This window comes from Pseudomonas sp. NPDC089401, assembly GCF_044749485.1.
Lineage (GTDB): Bacteria > Pseudomonadota > Gammaproteobacteria > Pseudomonadales > Pseudomonadaceae > Aquipseudomonas.
Genome location: NZ_JBIVIA010000015.1, coordinates 105047 through 129659, shown reverse-complemented (window position 1 = coordinate 129659; position 24613 = coordinate 105047). Strand labels below are relative to the sequence as shown.

Annotated in this window: 24 protein-coding genes and 1 other RNA gene; 12 read left to right on the top strand and 13 right to left on the bottom strand. The window is 59.2% G+C overall.

What is annotated here, in order from left to right:
* Positions 1–273: 273 nt before the first annotated feature.
* Both ACIP21_RS26045 and ACIP21_RS26040 read right to left on the bottom strand, forming a co-directional pair.
* Positions 274–540: a DUF3077 domain-containing protein gene (locus ACIP21_RS26045; protein WP_400693989.1), complete on the bottom strand. Its 267-nt coding sequence runs from the start codon at positions 538–540 to the stop codon at positions 274–276.
* Between the two features lie 153 nt (positions 541–693).
* Entirely contained in the window at positions 694–936 is a 243-nt protein-coding gene (locus ACIP21_RS26040) for a hypothetical protein (protein ID WP_400693986.1), read from the bottom strand.
* Between the two features lie 421 nt (positions 937–1357).
* Here ACIP21_RS26040 and ACIP21_RS26035 point away from each other — a divergent pair, with 421 nt between their 5' ends.
* Positions 1358–1555, top strand: coding sequence for a DUF1737 domain-containing protein (locus ACIP21_RS26035; RefSeq protein ID WP_400693984.1), 198 nt, complete (start codon positions 1358–1360; stop codon positions 1553–1555).
* A gap of 83 nt (positions 1556–1638) precedes the next feature.
* Here ACIP21_RS26035 and ACIP21_RS26030 read toward each other — a convergent pair whose 3' ends face one another.
* Both ACIP21_RS26030 and ACIP21_RS26025 read right to left on the bottom strand, forming a co-directional pair.
* Positions 1639–3555: a DNA/RNA helicase domain-containing protein gene (locus ACIP21_RS26030; RefSeq protein ID WP_400693981.1), complete on the bottom strand. Its 1917-nt coding sequence runs from the start codon at positions 3553–3555 to the stop codon at positions 1639–1641.
* 28 nt (positions 3556–3583) lie between these two features.
* Positions 3584–3964 carry a nucleotide pyrophosphohydrolase gene (locus ACIP21_RS26025; RefSeq protein WP_400693979.1) on the bottom strand — a complete coding sequence of 127 codons (381 nt, stop codon included), beginning with the start codon at positions 3962–3964 and terminating at the stop codon, positions 3584–3586.
* Positions 3965–4326: 362 nt separating this feature from the next.
* Between ACIP21_RS26025 and ACIP21_RS26020 the strand changes: the two genes are divergently transcribed.
* The 3 genes from ACIP21_RS26020 (at position 4327) to ACIP21_RS26010 (ending at position 7399) form a co-directional block, all read left to right on the top strand.
* Positions 4327–4824 carry a hypothetical protein gene (locus ACIP21_RS26020; protein ID WP_400693976.1) on the top strand — a complete coding sequence of 166 codons (498 nt, stop codon included), beginning with the start codon at positions 4327–4329 and terminating at the stop codon, positions 4822–4824.
* Positions 4825–5361: 537 nt separating this feature from the next.
* Positions 5362–6270, top strand: coding sequence for a glutaminase B (glsB, locus tag ACIP21_RS26015; protein WP_400693973.1), 909 nt, complete (start codon positions 5362–5364; stop codon positions 6268–6270).
* Positions 6271–6745: 475 nt separating this feature from the next.
* Positions 6746–7399 (top strand): hypothetical protein, encoded by a 654-nt coding sequence (locus tag ACIP21_RS26010; protein WP_400693970.1) that lies wholly within the window; start codon positions 6746–6748, stop codon positions 7397–7399.
* Here the strand turns inward: ACIP21_RS26010 and ACIP21_RS26005 are convergent.
* The 6 genes from ACIP21_RS26005 to ACIP21_RS25980 form a co-directional block, all read right to left on the bottom strand.
* Entirely contained in the window at positions 7396–8079 is a 684-nt protein-coding gene (locus ACIP21_RS26005) for a hypothetical protein (RefSeq protein WP_400693968.1), read from the bottom strand. The genes ACIP21_RS26010 and ACIP21_RS26005 overlap by 4 nt on opposite strands.
* A 94-nt stretch (positions 8080–8173) precedes the next feature.
* The gene (gene hxsA / locus ACIP21_RS26000; RefSeq protein WP_400693965.1) at positions 8174–8782 is read right to left on the bottom strand and encodes a His-Xaa-Ser repeat protein HxsA; all 609 of its coding nucleotides are present in this window, start codon (positions 8780–8782) and stop codon (positions 8174–8176) included.
* Entirely contained in the window at positions 8779–10014 is a 1236-nt protein-coding gene (gene hxsC, locus ACIP21_RS25995) for a His-Xaa-Ser system radical SAM maturase HxsC (RefSeq protein WP_400693963.1), read from the bottom strand. Before hxsC ends, hxsA begins: the two co-directional genes overlap by 4 nt.
* The gene (gene hxsB, locus ACIP21_RS25990; protein ID WP_400693961.1) at positions 10014–11501 is read right to left on the bottom strand and encodes a His-Xaa-Ser system radical SAM maturase HxsB; all 1488 of its coding nucleotides are present in this window, start codon (positions 11499–11501) and stop codon (positions 10014–10016) included. The genes hxsC and hxsB overlap by 1 nt, the downstream gene beginning before the upstream one ends.
* Complete coding sequence (gene hxsD, locus ACIP21_RS25985; RefSeq protein ID WP_400693958.1) at positions 11498–11797, bottom strand: His-Xaa-Ser system protein HxsD; 300 nt, start codon at positions 11795–11797, stop codon at positions 11498–11500. The genes hxsB and hxsD overlap by 4 nt, the downstream gene beginning before the upstream one ends.
* Before the next feature lie 130 nt (positions 11798–11927).
* The gene (locus ACIP21_RS25980; RefSeq protein WP_400693955.1) at positions 11928–13091 is read right to left on the bottom strand and encodes an AAA family ATPase; all 1164 of its coding nucleotides are present in this window, start codon (positions 13089–13091) and stop codon (positions 11928–11930) included.
* 192 nt (positions 13092–13283) lie between these two features.
* Between ACIP21_RS25980 and ACIP21_RS25975 the strand changes: the two genes are divergently transcribed.
* Both ACIP21_RS25975 and ACIP21_RS25970 read left to right on the top strand, forming a co-directional pair.
* A complete protein-coding gene (locus tag ACIP21_RS25975) occupies positions 13284–13508 on the top strand; it encodes a hypothetical protein (protein WP_400693952.1) in 225 nt (74 codons plus the stop codon).
* Positions 13509–13559: 51 nt separating this feature from the next.
* Positions 13560–13627, top strand: an RNA gene (locus ACIP21_RS25970) — hammerhead ribozyme type II.
* A 300-nt stretch (positions 13628–13927) separates the two neighbouring features.
* On the opposite strand, the gene ACIP21_RS25965 is transcribed toward ACIP21_RS25970, so the two are convergent.
* Positions 13928–14440 (bottom strand): hypothetical protein, encoded by a 513-nt coding sequence (locus tag ACIP21_RS25965; RefSeq protein WP_400693949.1) that lies wholly within the window; start codon positions 14438–14440, stop codon positions 13928–13930.
* A gap of 103 nt (positions 14441–14543) precedes the next feature.
* Positions 14544–15182, bottom strand: a complete 639-nt coding sequence (locus ACIP21_RS25960; RefSeq protein WP_400693947.1) for an EcsC family protein — start codon at positions 15180–15182, stop codon at positions 14544–14546.
* Positions 15183–15374: 192 nt separating this feature from the next.
* Here ACIP21_RS25960 and ACIP21_RS25955 point away from each other — a divergent pair, with 192 nt between their 5' ends.
* The 6 genes from ACIP21_RS25955 to ACIP21_RS25930 all read left to right on the top strand — a co-directional run bounded on the left by ACIP21_RS25955 (position 15375) and on the right by ACIP21_RS25930 (position 22489).
* The gene (locus ACIP21_RS25955) at positions 15375–18968 is read left to right on the top strand and encodes an AAA domain-containing protein (protein ID WP_400693945.1); all 3594 of its coding nucleotides are present in this window, start codon (positions 15375–15377) and stop codon (positions 18966–18968) included.
* A gap of 72 nt (positions 18969–19040) precedes the next feature.
* The gene (locus ACIP21_RS25950) at positions 19041–19850 is read left to right on the top strand and encodes an AraC family transcriptional regulator (protein WP_400693942.1); all 810 of its coding nucleotides are present in this window, start codon (positions 19041–19043) and stop codon (positions 19848–19850) included.
* A 72-nt stretch (positions 19851–19922) separates the two neighbouring features.
* Entirely contained in the window at positions 19923–20309 is a 387-nt protein-coding gene (locus ACIP21_RS25945) for a cupin domain-containing protein (RefSeq protein ID WP_400693940.1), read from the top strand.
* Between the two features lie 98 nt (positions 20310–20407).
* Complete coding sequence (locus ACIP21_RS25940) at positions 20408–20956, top strand: GNAT family N-acetyltransferase (RefSeq protein ID WP_400693937.1); 549 nt, start codon at positions 20408–20410, stop codon at positions 20954–20956.
* Positions 20957–21293: 337 nt separating this feature from the next.
* Complete coding sequence (locus tag ACIP21_RS25935; protein ID WP_400693934.1) at positions 21294–21779, top strand: Hcp family type VI secretion system effector; 486 nt, start codon at positions 21294–21296, stop codon at positions 21777–21779.
* The gene (locus ACIP21_RS25930) at positions 21776–22489 is read left to right on the top strand and encodes a DUF4225 domain-containing protein (protein ID WP_400693931.1); all 714 of its coding nucleotides are present in this window, start codon (positions 21776–21778) and stop codon (positions 22487–22489) included. Before ACIP21_RS25935 ends, ACIP21_RS25930 begins: the two co-directional genes overlap by 4 nt.
* Before the next feature lie 357 nt (positions 22490–22846).
* On the opposite strand, the gene ACIP21_RS25925 is transcribed toward ACIP21_RS25930, so the two are convergent.
* Entirely contained in the window at positions 22847–24592 is a 1746-nt protein-coding gene (locus tag ACIP21_RS25925) for an OPT family oligopeptide transporter (RefSeq protein WP_400693928.1), read from the bottom strand.
* Positions 24593–24613 lie beyond the last annotated feature (21 nt).

The window sequence follows — 24613 nt, the reverse complement described above, 5'->3', positions numbered from 1 at the left end:
ATGGGTTTCGATGAAGAGATCGGAGACCACATCCCAGGCCTCGTCCGTGAGTTCGTAGCGCCTTGCCATCACAGAATTCCTTTCCGTTAATGGCGCGTGACTCTACAAAATCTCAGCGCTGGAGGAGAGAAGATTAGGTTTCTCGGGATTTCGTACAGAGCCTAGAGGTTGGAGCAGGGGCTTGGATTGTGGGGCCGCTTTGCGGCCCATCGCCGGCAAGCGCGGCTCCCACATGGTGGAGCGGCGGTGCTGGTGCTGAGGGGTGAGTCTGTTTCAATCTTTCATCATGCCCAGTTCGGCATCATCAAGCAGGGCCTTGGCCAGGGCGCTGAGGTAGTGCGAGGCCCAGAGCAGTTGGGGTTTGTCTTCCATCAGGCCGTCGATGGTCATGTCGCGGACGTAGCCCATCAGTTCTGAGGCCTGTTCGCGGGCGCTTTGGCAAGGGATGCCGGGTTCGATACGGAAGAGGGGATGGGTCTGGTTTTCACCTTGGTAGAAGGTGGTTTTGCCGACTGTGAAGTTGGTGTCGTCTGCGGTCATTGTTCAATCTCCCTGACATTTCCTTTGCCTGGGCCGGCCTCTCGCTGGCAAGCCCTGCAGTTTCTGCATGGGCTTTAGGATTTGGCAGCTTTGGCCCCAGTGGGGCTGCCGTACTGGCGAGAGGGCTAGCCCAGGTACCACATCACTGAAGCCTTAGTGCAATGTCCTTGGCTCAGCGGGCATCTGTATTTGGATCAACGCAGACTCAAGCAAAGCCCGAAGCGCTTCCATCTCATGTATCGATGTCATCATCAGAATCGACGCTGGTGACTTGGGCTGCAACAACAATGCCTGATGCACCACGGCAGCCGCGCACAGCGCGTAGTCCGTAGCCTGAATCAGTGTGTCTTCCAGGGAGAGTGTGTTGTGAGGTGGATCGGGGACGATCTTCAGCATGCAGGTGCTCCAACGATGGTTGAGCTGCACACCAATTAGCCGTCAAGCAAGAAGGGTGGCAGCTGTACGTAGGTTGACGGACCGAGATCGTTGGCACTCGGCGCACTCAATGTGCCCGTACGTACAGCCGCCATAAGCGTATGCACACGAACAACGATCAACGGCCCGTCAAGGTCGGTCGCTGAATTGGCAGCGACCGACCGAGACTAGGATCCACATTGACCATGTGCAACGAAAAATGGGCGTCGGCAGTATCTTTGGGAAAGGTCCTACAAGGAAGGGGCTAAGTCTGATTTTTTTAGCCGTTAGACGTAACAGCATGTATCGCGGGACTGTTTCGGAAATGATCTGGCGGGTAGCCTTACCCCAATAGTTAACAGTACTCTCGAAATATACACTTACTACCGCAAGGACCGAACAGATGACTCAACCACCGGATGGATTGCCGATTTACCGGGTGCTGACCGGCCCCGACGATGCCTCCTTTTGCCACAAGGTCAGTGATGCCTTGAAGCTGGGATATCAACTCCATGGCGGGCCTGCACTCACGTTCAACGGAAAGGATGTGATCGTGGCGCAGGCTGTTATCTGGTCGGATGCGCACGAAGCTTCGCCTTGAAAGCACGCTCGGGCCTTTTGCTTTCATCCCGCATCGGGTCCGAGCAGTTTGGCTTTCGCCAAACCGGCCCGTATTCCCGCCGCTCAAGATACGGAGGCTAGCAACTCCGTTTCTGCCTTCGGCGCAATCAGATCGATCAGTCTCGCCCGGCTGCGGAAGTACTGCGCAGTCTGTTCGTCGCTGCAGTAGATGTAGCAACCCTTCATCCCACGTGTCATCAAGGTTCTGTAGGTGTTCTTGATGATGAGGTCGACCAGCTCACGGGTCTCTTCGGGGGCCGTTTTCATGCGAGTCTTGTAGCCCCGAATAGATCGATCCTGCTTGTCCCGTTTGCTTGGGTCGGTCAACACCTGGCCATCGCGAATCACCAGATCCGGGCCGATGATCACGCCGATGTAATCGACTTCCAACCCTTGGCAGGTATGAATGCAGCCGACCTGCTCGACCGAGTTCTCCGCGATGATCCACAAGCTGCCGTCTTGGTCGAGGTTCCATTTGCGACGGTAGTGTTCGCCAATGACGATGTCATCAGCCGAAGGTTCTTTCTTACTGGTCCAGGGCCAGCAATAACCCGCAACCACACGCGCTTTGTTGTGGCTGTTCTTCTCTTTGATTGCCGCGTGAAGGGCTTCGGGCGTGCCGAAAACCTTGAACTCGTAGAGGCTGCTGTCCAGGTACCGGTTGGCGGTCGGGCGTACTTGCAGCACGTCGTCCAGCCAGGCCAGGTAACCGTCCGAGCCATTGCAGCGGAACTGGGAGGCGAGGGTGTATTCCTCGACCTCTGCGCCCTTGGCTTCGGCAAATTCGCGGATTGCTTCTCGGCTGCCGATGTCGCTCAGGGTGACGCGCTGATCTTCGTCGATGAAGAAGATGGTGCAAGCCGAGGCGTTGATCAGCTCTTTGATCTGGTTCTCGCCCAGGTTGCCGTAGAGGCCACTTTTTTCGTTCAGGCGATGGGCTTCGTCGACCACCAGGAAGTCGTAGGCATTGGTGCCGGTATCGACAAAGGAGCCTGACCCTGCGAACAAGTTGGAGAACTCGCTGCGCTTCATCAGGTCCTTGCCCACCAGCTTGCTTTCATAGACTTTGCGTGGCGCGGCGTTCTTGGACACGTACCTGCCGTTCAAGCCTTTGAGGCTGAGCTTTGCCAGCAGGTTGAGCGCTACGACCGTTTTACCGGTGCCGGGGCCACCTTGGATGATCACCACCCGCGGTTTATCGGCAAGTGCGGCGGTGGCAGCGGCCTTCGCAGCTTCAAAGATTTCTTTTTGGTCGTCGATCAGAATGAGTTCAGGTTGTGCTTTCAGATTGGCCTTCAGTGAATCAGCCAGTACCTTCGAAGGGCGAATGGGGCTGTTTACCAGCTCGTGCAGCGTACTTAGCTCATCACCCTCGGTGATGTGCGTTTTGATGAATGCACGCAGCTGCTCCAGCTGCTCTTTGCCCCTCATGAACAGCGGAGCCCGGCTGGTGTAATGCTCATACTGCTGGGCGTCGAGCACACCATCAGATACGTAGTTGTGCAGATAGGCACAGGCATTCACCTTGATGCCACCGGTGTGAACGGCTTCGTTGAAACCATGAAGCAAGCTGGCATAGGACCAGGCTTGATACGAGGGGTGCACGGTTTCACGTTCATTGCCGCCCAGCACCGTGCGGACCATGCCATCTTTGCTGGTAGCTTTCGCTTCGCTCCATTGCTTGAGTTCAACCAATAGAACACTGCGCTGGTGGGCGGCGTTGAAGCCAGTCAGGGTTACATCGACCCGCTTCGAGGTTTGGGGGATATGCAGCTCTACCGCTACGCCCATCGTCTCAGGTAGCTCGGTGTCTTCGAGTACCCTGGCCATCTCCTTCAGGGAGTTCTTCCAGGCATTTTTCTCAGAGGCTGCCACTGACTTGCCAGTCGTAGCGTTATATTCCTCTTCAATGACTTTTTCGATGAATTTGTAGTCGTTATCGTGCAGAAACTGCGCTTTGGTCGCTTGGTAAACGATCAAGATCCATCTTCCTTACTGAAACTGGCAATCAGAGTTGGTCGTACTTCTTGGCGGAATTGCGGGCCTTTTCGACCGGGTACTTTTCGCCGTTCAGGCGTAACTTGCGTTGGGCTGCGGCGTCCAGGTCGACGCCGAGGACAGAGGCCAGGCGGACCAGGTACATGAGGACATCGGCGAGTTCTTCCTCGACGGCCTGGGCGGTTTCCGGGTTATGGGCGGCGGATTTGGAGGCGTCTTCGCTGAGCCATTGGAAGATCTCGTTGAGTTCGCCGACTTCGCCACTCAGGGCCATGACCAGATTCTTGGGCGAGTGGAACTGGGCCCAGTTGCGGTCGCTGGCGAACTGCTCGAGCGCCTGGGCCAGGCGGGTGGTATCGACGAGCTGGGATGAAGCGGCGGGGGTTGTCACTAGAGCGTCCTGTTTTGGCAGGCCAACAGGGCGGATGTGAGCCACCGTTTAGCCTTCATTGCGGATGCTCGACACCATACTTCTTACAGACGGAATGAGAAAGGGCGTAGGAGAATTCTGAGTGGTCTGTAAGCGTGCGTGCTCCTTACAGGGCTTGATGCCGGGATCTGATGAGTATCAGGTGGCGGATGGGCGGGGGCGTGAAGGTGTGTTGCAGGGCGGACTTTTACCGCTTGAAATGGCCTGCAAACGAGTGACTCATGGATGGCGTGGTCAGTAGTATCAAAGTGATGTCACTTTGGATATAGTTGCGCTCGGCCGATGACCGGCCTTGCCAATGACGGCGCAATGGAGCACTCCTGATGATGGTTCGGAAGTTGATTGGGGCAGCGGTCGCCATAGCTTTGGTGGGTACTCAGGGTTGTGCGAGCATCGTTGGAGAGTCGCGATATCCTGTAGCGGTATCCAGTGCGCCGGTTGGTGCGTCATTTGAAATCACTGACAAGAACGGTACCGTCGTACACACTGGCAATACTCCAAGTACCGTTACCCTGAAGTCGGGTAAAGGCTATTTCTCGGGGCAGACCTATACCCTACGATTCAAAAAGGAAGGCTACCCAGATAAGACCGTGGAACTGGATTCAAGCCTCAGCGGTTGGTACTGGGGGAATATCTTGATCGGCGGCCTTATCGGCATGCTCATTGTCGATCCGCTTACGGGCGCCATGTACAAGCTGCCGGAGACCGCTTCTGCTGATATGGGCAAGCCGTTGGCAGAGGCCGGCGAACAGCCCCTGAAAGTTGGCGTTATCGACGAGTTGACCGCTGCTCAGCGCGAGCGACTCGTCCCGGTTAACTGATCGACTGCACGCACACCCTGACCTCCGTGGTCGGATACCGCGTGCTGGAGGTTGGTAAATGCCCGCAGCGGGGTTGCGCTGGTGACCCGCTGCGTTTCGAGCTTAAGCAAATCAATCCACATACCGCCACAACAACTCATCCAGCAACCTATCCCTCGCAACTTCGTATACATCTGGTGCTTCTCCAGCTCGAGCACAGTGCTCCCCTTACATGCCGTCGACGACGCATTCACTGTTCGCTATGTGCTCGAAAGCCAGCTAGCCACTCGTACCTTCGAACTGAAGCAAGCCGAGCTTGTTCTTCACCAAGCGGCGCTTCACGTGAAGCTACTGTATTTCGTTGATGGCGAGAACAACTTTGTGCTCCCTCCAGGCGAGGTATGCCTCAGGAGATAGTCGCCTTGGCCAACGTCTCGGGTTTTCAGAGGTGCGAGTGCCAGCACTGCCATTTCTCCCCAAATGTGTGATCTCTCCCACCCAACCTACGTCAAGAATGCGACCCCAAGCCGTCTCCGGGTAACTGATACAGGGCCTCCCATGCAAACGCTGTTGAACGAGATTCTCGAAGAAGTACGCCCCTTGATCGGCAAAGGCAAAGTGGCCGACTACATCCCCGCCCTGGCCGATGTGCCGGCGAACCAACTGGGCATCGCCGTCTACGGCAACGATGGCAGCTACCACTGCGCAGGCGATGCCCTGGTGCCGTTCTCGGTGCAGAGTATCTCCAAGGTGTTCAGCCTGGTTCAGGCAATCGGCCACTCCGGCGAAGCCATCTGGGAGCGGCTTGGCCATGAGCCCTCCGGCCAGCCGTTCAACTCGCTGGTGCAGCTGGAGTTCGAGCGCGGCCGCCCGCGCAATCCCTTCATCAACGCGGGTGCGCTGGTGATCTGCGATATCAACCAGTCGCGCTTCGCGGCCCCGACGTTGTCGATGCGCGATTTCGTACGGCGGCTGTCGGGCAATCCGCATATCGCCATCGATGCCCGCGTTGCGGATTCGGAGTACCAGTTCCGCGCGCGCAACGCGGCCATGGCGTACCTGATGCAATCGTTCGGCAACTTCCATAACGAAGTGGAGACGGTGCTGCGCAGTTATTTCAGCTACTGCGCACTGCAGATGAATTGCCTCGACCTGGCCCGGGCGTTCTGTTTCCTGGCCAACGATGGGTTCTGCAAGCACAGCGGCGAGCAGGTGCTGACCCCGCGCCAGACCCAGCAGGTGAACTCGATCATGGCCACCAGCGGGCTGTATGACGAAGCGGGGAATTTTGCCTACCGGGTGGGGCTGCCGGGCAAGAGTGGCGTGGGGGGCGGGATCGTGGCGGTCGTGCCGGGGCAGTTCACGGTGTGCGTGTGGTCGCCGGAGCTGAATGCGACGGGCAACTCGCTGGCCGGGATGGCGGCGCTGGAGTTGCTTAGTTCACGGATTGGGTGGTCGGTGTTCTGATCGGTGAAAGGGTTGTTCTGAACCAGTTGTGTCGACTGGTCCACAGCAGCAGGCCCATTTCACTCCTATATAGAATTTGTGTGAAAAGTCTTGAGGCGAAGATCAGGCAAGTCGAAACAGCCGAGGAAGCGGAGCTTATGGGTTGTAAATGAGCATTCCGGGGCTGTTATCAACGCAGCATCACCGAGTATCAGGGCTTTTCACACAGAACTTAGGGCTTCGTGACTGCAGTGTCGCTCGATCAGCCGCATCCCTCCACATGTTCCAGAGAAGAGAAATCAGATTACGTCATCTTGCAGGGTAGGCCCTTCCAGATTTATTGAACGCTCGCTATTTCATGAGCTTTCGAACAATAATGAGAACAAATGACTGACAGCGGAAACTCTTTACACTGATGAAATTTTTAATTCTTATACCCCTCGGGATTTCCACTATTTGGCAATTCAGCTTCCCGCAGCAGTCGTGGTGGCAGTTCATGTTTTTTTCAGTAATATCCATTTCCTGGATGACAGGTGCACTCTACACCTATGACTTTATCCGCGCCATGCGTGGGAGTAACTCTCCTTACATGTGTGAATTCTACGGAGAATTGAAAACCGACATCAAAAGCACCCTAATTTTGGCAGTAGGGTTGGGCGTCATTTTGATGCTTTCTTCGACTGCGTACAGCTTGTCGAATATAGATATTGGCTACACTGGGGCGCCTTTTCTATATTCGACCTTCATCGCACTTCAAAGTTTGAAGGCTCGGAAGGTTGCTGGTAATAGGCTGCCTATTGCAATGACGCGCGCGCTTCTATTCTTGTTTTTTATCAATTTAAGCATTTATGCTTATTACCTTGTAAAAATAAGTTCCAATGAGTTTTCGGCCAAAGCGTCATTATGGATTCAGTGCACGTTGCTTTTGAGCTCATTTTGCTGGTGTATTTTTGCTCACCAAATGGTGTTCATTCTGAAAAAGCAGCGAATGGAAATTTCACCAGTAATTGTTGAGGTTCTCGAATCATTTCCACTAAGCCGCGGTATCTATCGAGAAATGGAACCCCAGGCTGAAAAATGGAATAAATTGGTTTTCCAAAAAAGTCGACAACAAGTGGCAGGCAAAAAGCGCCGAAAAAAGAAGCGCTAGGTGGCCGAGCAGCGATGGGGGCGTGAGTGGAGCTCGTCTACAACCTTCATTGCTGCTTGTCGAGCCTGACGCAGTTCATTCGCATTCAGTCCGGAAAGATGGGAGCCAGGGGTTGGAAGGGCAGACATCGTGGCCCCGCGCCAAGCCTCATAGAAGGGGCTGGTGATGAAGGCAGATGCATGGTCAACGCGTGAAAGTGCTACCTCGATCTGCTTGGCAATAACTGGCACTACCGTGCTGTACGCAAACCGTGACGAAGGATGGTTCACCACTGCAACTGGAATCCCAGTCGACAGCTTGCAGATCTGCTCCCCATTGCGAATGCTGAAACACACAATCAGTTCCGGTGCCAACACCTCCACTACCTGCGAAAAGGCAGTTCTGCTCCGTTCCCATGCGTCGCGAGGCGGGGCCTTGCGGCTGGCACTGACAAACTCCTGCAAGTAGTTGTAGTAGGCGACGGTGTCCCAGAATGCCTGCCTGCCGAGGCTTGCGCCACCAGGCTTCGCTTTGCTGACCGCGGTTCTGATCTTCGCAAAGTGCGCATGCTTGCGCAGCTTGCCAGTCGCCTGGGGATGCACCTGCCTCAGTGCAAGTGCCTTGATGATTTCCGCAGTAACGGTCGGGCGCTCATGTTCCTTGCTACCGTAGTGAGATTCGCACACCAACAGCACGCGCAAGCCATGGACGCCTTCGGTGTAGCGGGCGCCCACCCAGGGTGCGAATCGAACGGGGTGCTGTGCTGCCGTCATCTGCTGATCAACCTGAAGCGGCTTATGGAATCTTGATCCCCAACGCATTCAGCGATGGCGTATCCATCCGGCCATTCACGCTCAGTGCACTGTCCATCTGAAAGGCCATCAGCGCTCCCCGTGTCGCCTTGCCCATCACCCCATCAATAGTGCCCTGGTAATACTGGCGCACCATAAGCGCGGTCTGCACACGGGTGACCAGGTTGCTTTTCTGTTCGTTGGTCGCACGTGTACCTGAGGTGCTCGAACGTGCTCCGCTGGTGGTGCCAGACGACTGATAAAGGCTGTTGCTTGATGTGCTGCTCGAAGTGCTCGGCGCACTGTAGCTGCGGGTACTGGTAGCGGGCGGGCTGTAGTAGCGAGGCGAGCTATAGCTGCCACCCGAGCTGCTGTAGTGAGAACTGTGCGAGCTGTGGGAGCTATGAGAGCTGTGCGAGCGATGCGCCGCATAGATGTTGACGGCGTCTGGCGCGTTGAGCGTATTGGCGAACACCGGCGGCTGCAACTTGTCGGCAGGCTGCCAGTTCGCATCGGCGAGCGGCATGTGGCTGGCCTGCGCCAGGGTGGTACCTGCCATCGGCAGCAGGCTGATGCCACTGATCAGGACTTTCCAGCGGTCTAGCAGTTTCACAGTGCACTCCTTGCGTAGGCGCTAAAGGCCTCGGTCGATAGTTGTTGTACGCCGCGGCTCTGCCAGCGGTCGGTGTGGGATTTGAAGAAGCCGGAGCAATGTTCGACGGCAGCGCATTGCTGGCAGGCATCGATGAACAGGTTCTTCCAGTCCGAGATGCTCTGGCGGGCGAAACGCGAGAGGTGGGGAGGGATCAGGCACAGGGGCAGGTTGTAGATAGAGACCGGCACCCCACGGTTGAACAGGAAGTACGCGGCCTGGCTCAACGCGTCCTGATAGTCCAGTGGGTCGATCCACAGTGTTTCGTAGTGCTTCCTGGCGAGGCCGGTGCTTTCGATGCCCATCAGCGCAACATGCCGCACGAAGGGCAGGTTCCTGAACACGTAGTGCGCCAGCTCGGGCAAGCGAGGCGTGGTCAGGCGGCTGAGCACCACGCGTATCTCGATGATCTGCCTGGCGCGGGCCAGGTTGTACAGGCCCTGCAGGGTTTCGCTGAACGCGCCTGGGGCCTGCACCACATGGTCATGGTCTTCGGCATTGTCGGCATACAGCGGAATGCCCCAGCTCAACTGCGGGTGGTCGATGGCGGCGAGCGCCGCGATCCAGCTCGGATCCTTGAACAAGCGCCCGTTGCTGAGCACATGGACGGACTTCTGTGGCAGAACGGCTTTGCACTTGGCGAGGATTTCCAGCAGGCCTTCGCGATACAGCGTTGGCTCGCCGCCGCTGATGCCCAGGTTCTCCTCGACCGGGTCCATCAAGTCGATCAAGCGAAGGTTTTCCTCGATGTGCCAGCGGTCATCGACATCCTTCGGCGGCTGCGAGCACATCAGGCAGAGGCTGTTGCAACGATCGGTCATGAACAGCAGGTTGCTGTCCGAGCCTCGTCGATAGAGCACGCGCACCAGTGGGTTGCCGGGTGTGATGGCAACGACATCGCCGGGTTGCACGACATCGGCATCTTTAGGGCTATGCAGGTGCAGCCGCTCGTTCGTGAAGTCGCCAAACAACGGCTCCGGGGTCAGAAAACCGCCCACCGGCAAGGAGAGCAAGTGCGGGCTTCGCTGCCGTTGCGCATTTGGCAGCCACAGCAGCAGGTCACCAAAGTCGGCACTGCCGGCACACACGGCCAGGCCTTGTTCGATGAACTCCTCCAAGGTAATGACCTTGAGCAGTCTTGGCTCATGCAGGTGCTGGATTTCAAAGTGGGTATCTTTGCGCAGCATCGCCATCAGCCCCTGTAACCCGGGAGGCGAACATCGCTGTAAGCGCGCCTGTTCAACCAGGACAACAGCACCCGCTGCACGTTGTCGTCGCCATCGCGAAGCAGGCCGAACAGATGTTTCAACAACCCCATGTTCTTCTTGCAGAAGCTGCTGAACGCCCGGTGTCCGATCGGGTCACCCTGGCGTGCGAAATGTTCGACCGGGTCCGCGCCGCAGTACGGGACCAGTGCGCAGTCCGAGCAGCCGGGCAAGGCCTCTGCCACACCACTGGCAAGCAGCGCCTGCATGACGGGCGATGCCAGCAACTCGGGCAAGGGTTGCTGGACGCTACCAAGCTTCAAGCCGTCTTCGCCCATCTCCAGCAACATGCGCGCTTCATCAGAGGGGTAGACGTAACCGTCGTAGTTGTAGACCAGCGCCGCCGTACCTGCTCCGGCGGGGGAGCGCAAATCGACATAGCCCGAAGAAAAAGGCGTGAGCATGTTCTTCAGGAGCAGGCTCGTGTAACTCTCCGACAGGTATACGCCCTGCTGGTTGATCTCCAGCAGGTAGGCCAGTGCCTTCTGGTAGAAGGCAAGGTATCGCTCGATCGGGTAATCCAGCCGATGGGCACTCTTGGTGGCGAAGCCGTAAGGGCTCAGCGGCCGCAGCGAGATGCTGGAGAAGCCCAGCTTTACATACTCGTCGATGATCGCTTCGGGTTGTTCGAGGCTTCTTGACGTCAGGGTGGTCAGCGCCGAAACCGCGTCATGACCAAGACGCTCGCGGACCCTCTGGATGCCTTCCACCGTGCGCGCGTAGGAATCCCGTGACGGGGTAGGGCGATTGGCGTTGTGCAAGGGCGCCGGCCCATCGAGCGAGGTGGAAAACTGGATGCGATGCTGTTCTGCGAAGTCGAGAATTTCGTCTGTCAGATGGTGCAGCGTAGTGGTGATGACGAACTGGATATCCCGCTGCTCGACCACGTTCCGCTCAACCACCCATTCGACAATCTGGCGCACGCGCGCGAAGGCCAGAAGCGGCTCGCCTCCTTGAAACTCCACGGTCAGGGCGTGGGCGTTCGATTCGAACAGGCGATCGACAGCAGCCCTTGCGTCCGCTTCCGACAGGTCGTGTCCCGCTCCGCCCAGCGGGGCACGCGACACCTGGCAGTACTGGCAGGTGTGGTTGCAGCGCAGCGTCACAACGAACAGGTGCAGTGCCGGGCCCTGGAACAGGAAGTCCTTGCGGCTGCGATATTGCGCGGCCATCTCCGGAAACGGGTCGTGGCGGCCAGGCTCCTGGATGAAGTGACGGGCGAGCAAGTCCTTGTAGAAAGCCGTACCTGGTTCAACGTCGAAGTAACAGAGGGCACGTAGCTGAGCATCGTTCACGTGCATGTACTCGCCCGTATCGGCGGTGAGCAGGATGTCTCGATCATGCCCCGTGTTCATGCGCATGAAACGCAAGGGCAGCAAGCGGTAGCGCTTGGCGTCGGTCGCGATGACTGTCACTGCGCGATCCCACATCCAGCCAACGCCGCCCGCGCCAGTACTTCGCGCAACCCCGCCGTTTCGCGGTTGATGTGATCACGCAGGGCGAAGTCGTTCAAGTGCTGAAGGATCAGCGAGTGCGCCTCCTGCGGGGAAAGCGTCAGCTTGGCTTCAGCGGGCAAGGCCGTGAGGCTGATCTGGCTGGCTTCAGTAGCGATCTGGATCGCGATGGTGCCGGCCAAGGCATACGCGGCGCGTTGCACAACGCTGAGCGGATAGGCGGCGCTGTCGAGGTGCAGCGTGACTGGCCATGTCATCGGAACCGGTCCTTGAAATCCATTGGGAGCGTGTGGATTTTGCCGATTGATGAGGCAGAGTGCCACTATAATTTTTACATTTGCACACACTTTTTGGCGTCATGGAGTCGGCCGAGCGTCGAACCCTGCCTCAGTCATGCCATCGCCAGAGCGGTTCATCCAGCAAGCCAACCCCTCGCAGCTCGGTTTGACCCTGGCTCTTTTCCAGCTCCAGCACATTGCACCCCTCACACGCCGTCAACGCCTCGATCAACGCCCGGCTGTGCGACACCACCCACACCTGGCTCCTCTGCGAAGCCCGAATGATCAACCGCGCCAGCGCCGGCAGCAGGTCGACATGCAGGCTGGTCTCCGGTTCGTTGAGCACCATCAGCGACGGCGGCCGTGGCGTCAGCAGCGCAGCCATCAGCAACAGATAACGCAGTGTCCCGTCCGACAGCTCGGCCCCGCCCAGCGGGCGCAGCAGCCCGTGCTGATGGAGCCGCACGCTGAACAGCCCGCCCGGTGGTGCGTCGATCTCCAGACGGCTGCCGGGGAAGGCGTCCTCCAGCGCAGCGACCAGGTCTTCGACCTCACCGATCTCGATGATGGTCTGCAGCGCCGAGGCAAGGTTGCGGCCGTCGTGGTGCAGCACCGGCGAGCGGGTGCCGAGCTGGGGCTGGCGGCAGGGTGCGTCGCGGTCGATGCGGAAGTGATCGTAGAACCGCCAGCTGTTGATGAACGCGCGAATCTCCCCGATCTCCGGCGCCTGGCGGGGGCGGCCGACGATGTTGAAAAAGCTCTCGGCGCTGTCGGCATGCTGGTCGAGCACCGTCCAGCTGTTGCCTTCGCGGGCGCGCACCATGGCGTTCCGGCGTTCGACCAGCAGCGAGGCGGGGCGGTAGGCGCCGGCGCCCCAGATGGCTTCGCACTTGATCTCGGGGTCGAGCCTGAAGGCGGTCGGGTAGGGCAGCGGCAGCGGCAGGCCGAGGGAGATGGCGAAGCCGAAATCCTCGGTGGCGAAGCCAAGGCGCAGGCGCTTGACCTCGCTCGGGTGCTGGCCCTGGATCGGCACCTCGCCGCGCTTCATCCGCGCGCTGGCTTGCGGGCCGGCCCACCAGGTCGAGTCCAGGCCGCCTTCGCGGGCGAGGGCTTCGATCACCCCGCCCTGGGCGGTTTCGGCCAGCAGGCGCAGGGCTTTGTAGAGGTTGGACTTGCCGCTGCCGTTGGCGCCGGTGACCAGGTTGAGTTGGCCCAGGGGAAGGACCAGGTGGTTGATCGAGCGGTAGTTGCCGATGGCGAGGGTGGTGAGCATGGGGCGTCCTTGCTAGAGCCAAGTGACCGATTCTGGATCAATAGGGCCTCCCTTGCTACCACCGTGGCTTCCGGGTTGAGATCCGACTGTATCAGGGGCAGTGGGGTCAACCTCAAGGCAGCGCGGTCGCCGGAATTAATTTTTGCCCAGCCGGTCAGGTAGTGAGTCGCTTATCCGTTTTTCGAGGTGCTCATGTCTGCGTTCACCGTTTGCTACCTGCTCAATGGCCAGCCATCCACGCACACCTTCGAACTGAAGCAGGCTGCGCTGGATCTTCACGAGGCAGCACTTCATGTGATGCTGCTGCACTTCGGTGATGGCGAGAACAACCTGGTTCTGCCGCCCGCCGATGCCAGGCCTGAGGAAGTAATGGCTCAGGCCGAGGTCTTGGGTTTTTCGCAGATACGTGTCGTGTAACGGGCTTTTTGAATATTCGGTTTTACCGGGGGCTTCTGGTAACATCCCCAACGCCGAAACGTATTGAGCAACTACGTCTCTCAGAGGTGGCCTCCTGAGACTGATGATGGCAGGCTTGGTTTTCCTGTTTATGGGTCCTACAAGTTTTCTTGCAGGTTTTATGATTTCGGAAGCTATTTCTTATCTGTCAACAGTCACTATGGAGGATTTGCGTATGGTCAAGAAGGCGATTCATGAGGCAATGGCATGCGTTAAATGTTCTTCGAGTCGCGTCATCGCGTCTCTGGAGGCCTACCTCCCTTCCAGGCAGAGCCTGCTGAAGAGCTTGTGAAACTCAAGCGAAAAGGGAACTGAGAGTAAGGTTGCATGCTGGCGAGGGTCGGTAACGCGTATCTGACCGCCGCCAGCTATACACGTCGTCAGGCCACTTCCCAAAGCAGCAGGCACACTTCGCCCAGCTCGCCATCCCCCAAGCACAACTTCGCATCCGGCGTGGGCCAGAAGGGCATCTCCTCGAACCAGTAGCCCCACTTGCCCTGAAGGTCGGTCTCAACATCGCTGCACAACACCATCAACTGCACCTTCCGCACGCCTTCGCCAACAGCGCCTTGAAGTTTTGCCCGGTCTTCCGTGATCTTGGCTTTCCATTTGCTTTGGGTGAATTTATGCACCAGCGATGTTTCGACCAGCCACGGAGTTTCATCTTTCGCACGGATCACCAGGTCGCCCAACTGGGCCGCCGCGTGCTCGGCAAAATGTGCCTTGTAACCCGGCTTGGGCAGGCAGCCGAATGCGCGGGCGGTAAAGGCGCTGAACAGCTCCCAGTTGAACCACTCCTCGAAGGAGTAGCCGGTACTCGCAAAACGCGTGATGTCACGTGCCTTGGGGGCAAAGTGGGTTTCCAGAATTTGTACGAACTCATCCAGGGTCACGGGCGTGCTCCTTGCGTGGTAGAGGGTGATGTAACCGTGCAGTGCTTGCTGTGGTCAGGCCGTGGCGGAGCGGGCGCACCGCCACTGCACCAACCCGCAATCGTCAGGCCGACGCCACTTCTTTAGGTGTAAAGGTATCGCGCGCCACGTTGCCGATGGCGTTGGTGGTATAGGCGTCGAAACTTCCGCCAATCAGGCCGCCCAGCAGGGGCACGGCTTTACCCAGGTTGATCACACCTTTCTCACCGAATTTGGTGAACAGTTTGAAGCCGACCTTTTTGTTGATCTCGATCAGGGTTTTGCCCGAGATCGACTTCACGGCGTTCATCGCAAGCTTGTTGCCCACGACGATACCGATGTCTTTCAGCACTTCCTTGGCGGAGTTGGCGGTGAGGCAGGCGAACACCAGGGCCTTGACCTTGTCGTCCTTGACGTCGTAACCGCCCAGGTGGGCAATGGCGGCGATCATGCGGATCTGCACGAACAGCACGCTGGTGATGTTGGCAGGCAGCGCGACGGGCAGGGTAATCAACCCGCCCAGGCCAGTAATGAAACCGGAAGTGGCCGATTTGGTGTTCTGCCAGCGAATCAGGGAATTGGCTTGATCGTAGGCAGAGCAGTCTTCTTCGGCGTAGCTGGCGGCGAGCTCTTCGGCAGAGTCCAGGCCGGTGAAGCCATTCACGGATCTTTCATATGCCCAATCAAGGACTTGCATGATCTTTTCTTGACTAATCAGTTCCATGTTCAGTCTCAGTGCGCGGATGATGGCCTTATGATGCCATGCCTGCGCAGCGACCTGCATTAGCCGTCTGGCCTAAATTTTCTCAGCCAGACGCGCAGCACCTCGATGCGATGGCAGGGACTGGCCTTGTGCTACGAAGCTGGCTTTGTCGTAGAATCCACGTCGATATTCGCTCAAGCCCGGATGAGGTCAATGCAAGGCAAGCAGCAAGACATGGAGGTTCTGGAGGGTTGGCGTGCGTTTGTCGAAGCGGCCGGGATAGCCAAGAGTCGGATCAAGGAAGTTGATGTCCACGAAAATCAGCAGATCAAACTCAGGAGCGAAAGCCTGCAGGAGAACGATCAGGGGTTCTGCTTTTCCCTGTCCGCCGCTCAGGTCGACACCCTCAAGGCGCGCTTCGCCAAGACCGATGAGCAGGGCTCAGTGCACCCCGAACCGCTTCAGCTTGGCTTTCCGCTGCTGCGCGTGGTGGAGGGGTCGAAAACCTTTTTCATTCCGTTGTTTCGCTTTTCCTTGCCAGACCACTGGATCGACGAGCAGTCGCCGCCGTTGACCGTACCTGTCAAGCAAGGCGCCGATGTCGCACCGAACATCGATGCGTTCCGTCTGTACCTGGATATCGACGTTCAGGAGCTGGGTGCCGAGCGGCACATGATGAGTATCGCAGCGGCGTGCATGGGCGATGCGCCAGAGGGTTTCGTTGCGCTTTTCAAGGCATTCCTGCACTGGGTAAAGAAGCGTCTCGATGACCTGGGCACCAGCACCGGCAGAGGTGCGACGGCCTCTCTGGAACGGGCGTTTACCGCGGTGATCAGCCCGGAAGTCAACTCCGACTTCATCACCAGGGAGCAGTTGAAAGACTACAAGCTGCTGCTGCAACGCCCTGACCTTCAGCAAACGCCATTACTGAAGCAGTACATCGAGCACCGCGCTGGCGGTACCGACCCAGAGCCTGCGTCGCCCCTGCGCTATCCCTATGGCCTCTTCGAGCGGGAATACCCCTTGGGCCGTGGGCAGATGATGGCGCTTGCCCAAGTCGCTGGCGGCGCTTCGTTGCTGGCTGTCCAGGGCGCACCAGGCACGGGCAAGACCACCTTGTTCAAGTCGCTGATTGCCAGCCGGATCGTTGAGCGGGCACTGGCCTGCATGGCGGGCGAAGACCGCAATCTCGGGCTTGTCGTCACCTCTACCGCCAAGAAGGCGGTGGAAAATGTCATCGACGACCTGCGCGACGATGCAGCGCTTGCGAACCTCAACTGGCTGTATTTCCAGGGCGGGGACAAGGACCAGACAACCCGTGAGCTGCAGCGCGTCAGCGCGTTGCTGCACGAGTTCGATACCGAGCTGCACGATCAGGCCAGGCAGGACGAGCTGGCCGCGAGCATCGTCGAGCACAAACGCATCATCGATGAGCGGATGGCGCTGTTCGAGGCGCTGAGCAAGCAGCTCGATGTGGCGAATCTGCCGTTCAAGGGCACCTCGCCCGAACACTACAAGTGCCAGCTGAAGCAGTTCAAGGACGATGTGTCCGAACGGTGTTCGGCACTGGGCTTCCCCGCCGAGAGCGACGCCGGCATGGCTGCGCAGTGTGATGCTGAGATCGCCCGGATCGACGAGCAGAAGGCCGATTTCGCACGTGCCAGCAAATGGCTGTCTGGCGGCTATGGCAAATTGGTGGGCGCGCCGTTTCCTCTGGAACGTTACCGCGAGTGGCTGGATTGTTCACTCAGCGAAAATCTTCAAGACCATTTTGCCGAGTATCCAACGAGCTGGCTGGGGCGGTTGGTCGCCAAGTGTTTTGGCCGCGAGCATCGAGCGGCCAGGGACCACATGTGCAAGGTCTATCCAGAAGATTTCGCGGGTTATGGCTTGGAGGATCTTGGCCATGATCAGTTGGCGAAGCTTGCGCGCAACCGCAAGACATTACTCGCTGAAGCGGATGCCGTTCAGCAAATCAAAACCGCGGGATGGCAGCAGACCGAGGCAGAACGGGAGCGGGAGCAGGCATTGAAGCAGCTTTCAATCGACCTGGTCGAACTCGCATCGCGCAATGCCAATGTGGCGCGCCATGAAGAGGCGAAGCACGCGTTGCAAGGCGAGTTTCCCCAGGGTGATCGATTCGAATTGCTGCGTATGGGCTTCATCGAGCAACAGCGCGCGCTGTTCGAGTGTGCAATCGAATACCTCTGGCAGGCATTGTTGCGCGAGAAGGCGTCGGTGCGCCAGGTGCTGTTGCTATGGAGCAGCATGCTCAGTGGCAAACCAGACAGCGGCTTTTACCGATGGAAAGACAAGCTGGAGGAGTTTTACCGGCTGCTCACCCTGGCTTATCCGGTCATGGCATCGACCCTGGTGTCGACGCACAAGTTGGCCGGCTACAAGTTGAAGGATCTGGATGGGTTCGTCCCATACCCACTCAGCCTGGTGGACGAGGCCGGCATGGTGTCTGTGGAGTCGCTGGTTCCGCTGCTGGCGCGCAGTCAAAGGGCGATCGTAGTCGGCGACCCTTTGCAGATCGAACCTATACGGTCCCTGGATAAAGCGTCAGCGGAAAAGCTCAAAGCCCGGTATTTCGAATCCAACACGCTGTACGAGGCGGTCTCGCCGATGTTGGTCACGGCCTATCATCGCGCGGCGGGCACCCAGACCGGCAGCGTTACCGATATTGGCAATGGCATCGTGCTGGACGAGCACCGACGTTGCCAGGCGCCGATCGCTGCACTTTTCATGAGCATTGCCGAGTACAGCGGTGTGCAAGTGCGCACCGCAGATCCTGCCCCAAGAATTCAGGCCGCCTGTGCCAGGATGGGCGGCTTCAACCTGATGTTCTACAGTGTTCAAGGCCGCCGTGGCCCGATGCCGAACACCAACCTGGACGAAGTGGACGCCATCGGTTCGCTGCTGGACAAGCTGGAGGCAGCGGGGTACGACCTGACCCGGGATGTGGGCATCATCACCCCTTACTCGAACCAGAAGAACCTGCTCATCAAGGCCTATGGTGAACGCCTTGGCCATCGTCAGGCGCTCAAGATCGGCTCGGTGCATCAGTTCCAGGGTGTCGGCTTCGAAGTGATCATCTACTCCCCGGTGATCTTCCAGCGTACCGACCGCGATGCATTTCAGAACAGCAAGCCCAATCTCGTCAACGTGGCAGTGTCGCGGGCCAAGCAGCAGTTCATCGTTGTCGGCAACCAGCAACGCCTGCTGAGTGCGGGCAAGTCCCTGGCACGCATGACGGAGATGTGCGCCGCCTCGTTCCTGGTCAGCATGGAGCATCAAAGTCCCTCTTTCGAGCAGGCCAGCGCTCAGGGTGTCAAGCATTACCATGACTGCCAGCACATCACGGCGTTCGAATCGCTGGTGGCGTCGAGCAGGCATTCGTTCACGGTGGTGGTGCCCTGGATTCGTCAGGGTTCCAGCTCCAATCATCCGCCCCTGACGTTGCTTCATGCGGCCCGGAAACGGGGTGTGGCAGTCACCGTTTATTACGGCTACAACCACGTTCAGCATGAAAATGCGGATGATGGAGAGCCGGGTCTTATCCTGGCTTATCGCGACAAGCTGGGTGATGAGAATGTCATCCGTCTGCCCGAGGGTACTCACGAGAAGTTGCTTCTGGTCGACGACCAGATAGCAACGGTGGGAAGCTGGAACTGGCTATCGCACAGTTACTATCGCTATTGCGCCATGCCCGATGGACCGGATCTGACCTTGCGGCGGGAAACCAGTGTGGAGTTGCGTGACCCTCATTCGATTGCATTGTTCAAAGCGCGCATCATGGGCTGAGCGAGCTCGTCGCCGGTTTGAATCGGTCTACTGTTCGGCATCTTGCCGATTTCTTGGGTAAGGATTGCATCGATGGGGAAAGCCGTTTCCGACTGGGTCATCCGCAGCGCCCACCCCGGCAGCGTGGAGCGCATCGAAGCCTGGTTCGGCAGCCACGGCTACGACCCCCACCGCCACGACACCTACTCGATCGGCCGCACCCTCGCCGGCGTGCAGAGCTTCCACTACAAGGGCACCCTGCGCCACGGCATACCGGGCAACACCCTGGTGCTGCACCCCGACGAAGTGCATGACGGCATGGCCGGCACCGAGGCGGGCTTTCGCTACCGCATGGCCTACATCGACCCTGCGCTGATCCAGAACGTGCTCGGCGGCGAGCCGTTGCCCTTCATCGCCGGCGGGCTGTCCAGCGACCCGCGCCTGTACCGCGCCAGCGAAACCTTCGTGCAGGCATTGGACCACCCTTTGGAAACCCTGGAAGAACAGGACGCCGTCTACGACCTGGCCATGGCGCTGCGTGCCGTCGGCGGCAAGCCTCGCGGTCGCAAGCGCCTGGATTACCGCTCGGCCGAGCGCGCCCGGGCGTTCATCATGGAGCACCTGCACCAGGGCATCACCCTGGAGATGCTCGAGCAGGCCAGCGGGCGTGAACAGTGGAGCCTGTCGCGGGACTTCCGGGCGTTGTACGGCACCAGCCCCTATCGCTTCGTCACCCTGCGGCGCCTGGACTCTTTTCGCCGGCTGATCCTCGATGGCTTCACCCTGGTCGACGCAGCCCTCGCTGCGGGCTTTCACGACCAGAGCCACATGACGCGCCACTTCACCCGCAGCTATGGCGTGTCGCCCATGCGCTGGCTGGAGCGCTTGCGGCCTACCCGCTGACTTGCAGGATCGTACAAGAGCGCCTGCCTTCGCTTCGATAGGCTGATCACTCCAACCTAGAGAGGATCGGACATGACCGACGCGCATCAGCAACACACATCGCACCCTGTGAACCTGGTCCAGAAGGCCTCACTGATCGAGCAACAGTGGAGCCCGAGGGTGGTCGCGGAAATGAACGACTACCAGTTCAAGGTGGTGCGCATCGAAGGGGAATTCATCTGGCATTCGCACCCGGAAACCGACGAAGCGTTTCTGGTGCTGGAAGGCACGTTGCGTATCGACCTGCCCGAGGGCTGCGTGCAGGTGCAGCCGGGTGAGTTGTTTGTGGTACCGCGTGGCGTGGAGCACCGGACGGCGGCGCAGGGGGAAGCGAAGCTGATGATGATCGAGCCGCGGGGTGTGCTCAATACCGGCCATGAAGGGGGAGAGCGGACGGCGTTGAACGACGTCTGGATCTGAGTGTTGGCACCCCGCAAGTGCCGCTGATTGGATCTTTCCTGGGCATGCCATGGCTGTAGACTCGGCCGTCCAACCACACAGGCGAGTGTACACAGACCATGTCGAACAAGGACTTCAACTGCCAGCCCGTGCTGTCGGGAAACACGCTCAGGCTCGAACCGCTCGCGCAGTCTCATTTCGAGGCGATGCTGGAGGCCGCCGGCGACCCGAAGATCTGGGAAGGTCACCCGTCCAGGGATCGCTTCGAGCGGGCGGTGTTCGAGCCCTATTTCGCCTCGCTGCTGGCCACAGGAAAGGCGCTTGCCGTGATCGACGTCCAGCAGGGGCGCGTGATTGGTGGATCGAGTTACTACACGCCGCCGGATCAACCCGACAGCATCGCCATTGGCTTCACGTTTCTGGTGAGGGCGCATTGGGGAGGCGACAGCAACCGTGAGCTCAAGCGGTTGATGGTCGAGCACGCATTCAAGCGGTATGACCGGGTGTTTTTCCACATTGCGCCGACAAACATCCGTTCCCAGAAGGCGACGATGAAATTGGGCGCCGAGCATCTGTATGACGCGGAGCTGAACCTGTCAAACGCTGCCAAGCTCTGGAAGTGCTACGCGCTGACGCGGGCCAAGTGGGAGCAGTCCTCTATCTGCTGAAGCTATACCAGCGCTGGCACGGGCTTGACCCGTGTTCGCGGTTCAATCCCGCTCCCCCTGTAGGAGCGGCTTTAGCCGCGAACACCGGCAAAGCCGGTGCCACCCACCGCTGATTCTGTGAGTTTGGAGTAGGAAATTTCCCTGCAGAAGCCTCTGAGCATGCACAGATCAACCAAACAAAGCGTGTAGAAGATGGCGTGCGATGTGTTTACCGCTGTCATTAACCCCCAACCAAGCGCGATGTTTAAAACCCGGTTGAAAACTTCAGACGCGGTCTGACATACAACCCTTCCCACCCTCGGTAGCCTTGGCCACTCACTTACAAGGAGTAGAGCCCATGGCTAGCAACGGTTACCTGATCATCAGCGGCGAGCGCCAAGGCCTGATCTCGGCAGGCTGCAACACGGAGCCTTCCATGGGGGCCCGCTGTCAGCTGGCGCACCAGGACGAGATCACCCTCCTGGACTTCAGCCAAGGCATCATCAACACCGAAAACAGCCTGCGCGCCACTCACCAGCCGGTGTCGTTCACCAAGCTGATCGACAAGGCCAGCCCGTTACTGGGCCAGGCGATGGACAGCCAGGAAGTGCTCGATTGCGTATTCCACTTCTACCGCACCCACCCCGCCGGCCACCAGGAAAAGTACTTCACCATCAAGCTGGAAGGCGCGGTGCTCGTCGAACTGGACATGGTCGTTCCCCATGCGGTCCTGCTGTCCGACCAGGACGCAGTGGAGCGGGTAAGCCTGCGCTATCGCACGATCAGCTGGCTTCACCATGCTGGCGGGACCTCTGCGCATGCGTCCTGGGAACCGCTGTCATGAAGCAGCAGGAGGAATATGGGGATCGGTTGGACCATGCGTACTGGGAGGTGAATGCGGCGGCTTCCGGGTTGATCAGTTACGGCTGCAGCGTCAGTGCGCGGTATCTGCAGGATCGAAGGTTGCGCATGCAGTTCAACCGGGAGCTGGCTTATTACGCGCGGCGGGTGCTGGATGATGTGGCTCAGCGGCGGATCAGCCCGGAGGAGGGGCTGGAGGCTATACAGGCGGAGGGGAAAAGCCTGCTTGCCGAAGCTCCCCGCATGGCCGAACAAGTTATCGGCATGGCCGGTGGCATATCGCAAGTTGTTACAGGCGTGACGAGTTGCGTGGGTAGCCTCGGTGCCACATGTGTATTTCATGGCGCACCACTGATAGCGCATGGCAGTAATAACATCTATGAAAACGGTCGGGGTCTTTATGAAAATCGTAACGATGTCGTAGGGCCAGTGAGGGAGTTATACCAAGATGCTGCCAAAAAGTTGGGTTACGGTGAGCGTGAAGGAAATATTGCTTACTACAGTGCGGATCTACTGATGTCGGGGTGGGGGTGGTCACGCAAAGTTCCCAAAAATGGGGCTTGGCGCCTGTTTCGATACCTGGAAGCCGATAAGGAGCTAAAGATCAGGCAGCTGGGAAAGAGAGGCTTGTTGTTCGAGGGTGGCACGGCTGGTGTGACATTGATGCAACTGCTCAATGAAGTCGGAAAATGAAGCTGCTCGGCTTTGTATTGTTTATTGTGTGTGACGTGATCTTCAGGTTGATCGTGAGAAGATACATCTTGAGTGACTTGGCTAACAGATGGCTTTTGGCGTGTGCTGCTTGTTACTTTACGTTCATGATGGGTTTCTATCTGGCGATTATGGGGGGCGAAGGTTTGTTCGGTTTTTCCCATGGTCCAATCAGCATCGTAGAGGCTTGGGTAGTCATTGTCCTGTGCAGTGCGATGATACTCTTCCATTGGTGGGCGGCCGCTTCACGAATGAACGACTAGAGCGATAAATGCCAAGAGGCTCTACCACGGCGCTCCCGATGGCGCCGGGTAGGGTCATGCGACACCATGGCCACATCTATATCCCCCGAACCATCTCCCAAAACGATGCCCCCACCCCCACGATGCTCTCCCCGGCAATCAACCCCGCCGCCGCAGTAATCGCAAACCGCTCCGCCACGCTCTTGCACCGCCATCCGACCACCCAGGTAACCACCGCCCCCAGCCCCATCATCAAGCTGATCGAAGCCGGCAAGATAAACGCCAACCCCAACGCCGCCGTACTCGGCAACCAGCGCGCCGTCCGCTGCGGCAGCAGGCTGTCCAGCGCCCCCAGCAGTACCCCGACCGCACTGCCGACGACGATCGCCCAGCGCAGCTCCGGCGCCAGTGCCCCCAGCCCCTGGGTCAACGTCTGCGCCACCGCCTTCCATGTCGCCACCGCCGGCGCAGGCCACTGCTCGGTCAGCAGCAGGGCCTGCGGATCCGGTATCAGCATCAGGTAAACCAGCACGCCCACCACGCTGCCGATGAAGATCCCGATGCATTGCGCAATCAACTGCTTGTGCGGCGTCGCACCGATCGCCAGGCCCACCTTGAAGTCGTTCATCAGGTCAGTCGATTGCCCGGCCGCGCCACCGGCGGTGTTGGCACTCATCAGGTTGATGGCCACCTGGCCCGGGGCGACCAGGCCGAAGCTCAACTGCGACAACTTGCCGATGGCGCCAATCGGCGCGATACCGGTGGCGCCAACCACCCGCGCGGCGACCACGGCCAGGCATACCGCAAGGGGAAGGCTCAGCAGCGCCATCCACGCGTCGATGCCGAACAGCAGGACCTGTAACGTCACGACCAGCGCCATGGACAGCAGCAGCCCCGACGCAGGCCAGGGGGTAATGCGCAGCCTGGCGCGTGGTGCCTGGCGGTTGGGTGATCGCCTTGGCAAATGGAATAGCCGCACCGCCAACGACGTCAGGGTCGCACATACCATCAGGCTCACACCGGGCCACAGCAGCCATTCAACCAGCGCGGCGAACTGCGGACCATGGGTGTCCGGGGCCAGCACCACCAGGCCATGTCCGATCAGCCAGGGTGCCAGCCCGCCCCAGGCCAGCGCGGCGCCCAGCAGCAGCGTCAGGCCGACGCGGATGCCAATGATGCCGCCAAAGCCGATCAGCATCAGCGACGGGTCGAAGGTGAAGGTCAGGCGCTCGAGCGCGGGCGTGGGCGCCCAGCGCGGGATCGCCCAGACGAATCCATCGATCCATTTCACCAGCCCCGCCAGCAGCGCGGCGCTGCACAGCACCTTGATCCGCGCCATGGCCTCGCTGCTCTGGTTGTAGATCTGCTGCAGCGTTTCCAGGGTCGCCATGCCTTCGGGAAACTTCAGGTCAGGGTCGTTGAGCAGGGCGGGGCGCAGGTACCAGGCGATCCAGATGCCCAGAAAGCTCACGGAAAACACCCAGGCCATCATCGGCACCGGGTCCAGCTGCTGGCCGGTGAGCAGGGTATAGGCGGGGATCGGCGCCACCAGCCCGCCGGACACGATCGAAGCGGCGGCCGAGGCCACGGTCTGGTTGATGTTGCTCTCGTGCAGCGTCCACGCCGGGCGCGCTTGCCTGCGCGCCGCCAGGCCCTGCCACAGGGCGAAACCGACCAGCAGGGCGATGATCGACATGTTGAACGACCAGCCGATCTTCAGGCCCGCGTACACGTTCGAGGGCGTGAGCAGCATGCCCAGCAATGCGCCGGTCAGCACCGCCCGCGGGCTCAGTTCGCGCTCGACGCGGACCGGGGGGAGGGCAGTGGCAGGCGTGTGCGGCATGGCGGTCCTTTGCAGAGAGGC